At 40.7% G+C, this 1,824-nt stretch carries 1 protein-coding gene; it reads right to left on the reverse strand.

Features of this window, described 5'->3' with window-relative positions; all coding sequences use genetic code 11:
- Window positions 1-246: 246 nt before the first annotated feature.
- Window positions 247-939 carry a hypothetical protein gene (locus GWK09_RS14840; protein ID WP_163694253.1) on the reverse strand — a complete coding sequence of 231 codons (693 nt, stop codon included), beginning with the start codon at window positions 937-939 and terminating at the stop codon, window positions 247-249.
- Window positions 940-1,824: the final 885 nt, after the last annotated feature.

Below are 1,824 nucleotides of genomic sequence, written 5' to 3' on the forward strand. Positions count from 1 at the left end.
GCTGCGCCAGCCAAAAGCCCAGTCCTTAGCAAGTGCATACTGCTTCAGAGGCCAGGGCATATCCCCATTCGGTTTTCACTGGATCGTTTGGGATTCCGCTCCGTACTACTTATTACATCAGAACGGTCTCGGCTATGGTTTGGCGCCTGGAGGCGCCAGCCTTCCGTATTGTTTTTGTTAATCACTAAAATAGCAAATATTCCCAGACCCCTGAGGGCGATGAACCATAGCCGTTGTTGGCGGTAGTTAATTTTTGTTCCAAATGTTTTTAAAATACAGCGTGTCTGGATAGTTGGAAATCTCATATACCCACTTTGTGTGATCAGCAACTAAATGATTAAATGTTAATAAATCTGCCGACTTGCCATTAGCGTAGAATCTTACTTTATAATGATAGCTAGGATGAAATATTGAATCAAATGGTTTATCACGATAATCTAGAACGTTACTTTTTGTCCAATCCTCAATAATCTTTCTGTAATGAACATCTTTGATTTTTTTACTTGTATTAAGCTTTTTTGAGTAGAGGATAACGGAATCAAGCTCTATTGAGTTCAGTACTAATTTGTTTGATGGTTTTAGTTGCTCAACACTTTTATCACAAACATTAATTTTTACGAATAGATCTTCTTTAGCCTGAAAATGGACTTTACAAGAATCATCTCTATAAACATTTTCAGCGATCAGTTCGTCATTATTGTATACATCACAACGGTAAAAATGAGGACCAGCAAAACCAATACATTCATATTCCTGCACTTTAAAGTCTCTTATAATCCAAGATTGAGTTTCTTCGCACTTTGTCCCATAAGCGTCACCCAAAGTGTCTGCTGCAGAGCTCAAGCCTTCGGAGATAGAAGTGGCAATGGCTTTGAAAACAATAATTACTCCACCAATTATGGCAAGGGTAATTAAAATGTTCTTCAGTGTTCTATTCATTAATTTAATTACCGCCAACGTTCTCGGCTATGGTTTGGCGCCTGGAGGCGCCAGCCTTCCGTCTTGTTTTGTTAATCCCTAAAATAGCAAATAATCCCAGACCTCTGAGGGCGATGAACCATAGCCGTTGTTGTAAACTGTTTAAAATAATCGACTAAAATCCATCAACGTTACAGAGAATGCATATACCCAAAGTATCCCTATTAATCCATGTACAATAAGGGCGAGGTAAAACTTATAGTTCTTTTTTTCATTTCTCCCCTTAATCAGTTGAACCAGACCTACGAATGCTAATATTCCAGCAATTAGTAGAGGAATCCCCACAAACAGAGCACTATTATCTCCATAATTGGGCGAGCCTTCGATTAAAAACCCGGCGATATAAGAAATTACAAAAAATCCAAAATTTATGATACTAAGGCGGAAGGATTTCGAAATATAATGTTGGGTCATTAAATAGTTTACAACGGTTCCGGCTATGGTTTGGCGCCTGAGGGCGCCATCTTTCCGGATTTGTTATTTATCTGACCTAAAATAGCAAAAAAACCCGACCCCGGCCGGCGCTAAACTATAGCCGTTGTTACCTAACGTAGCTAGCACCGCCCAGACCCCTTGAGAGTTCCCAGATCTCCACAGGCCCTTCCCAGAAAAACCTCCGAGTAAAGAGCATAGCAAAAGAAGGAACTTTGGTCATGGACCGACCTTGGCTGTGCAAAAAGACTTGGAGTTTTGACTTGAAAATAAACGCTATGGTAGGTAACGGTTCCGGCTATGGTTTGGCGCCTGGACGCCCGAGCCCTCCGTATTGTTTTTGTTAATCTCTAAAATAGCAAATAATCCCAGACCTAAGGGGGCGATGAACCATAGGCGTTGTTGTGTGCTGTA

Source organism: Muriicola jejuensis, assembly GCF_010671595.1.
Classification (GTDB): Bacteria; Bacteroidota; Bacteroidia; order Flavobacteriales; family Flavobacteriaceae; genus Muriicola; species Muriicola jejuensis.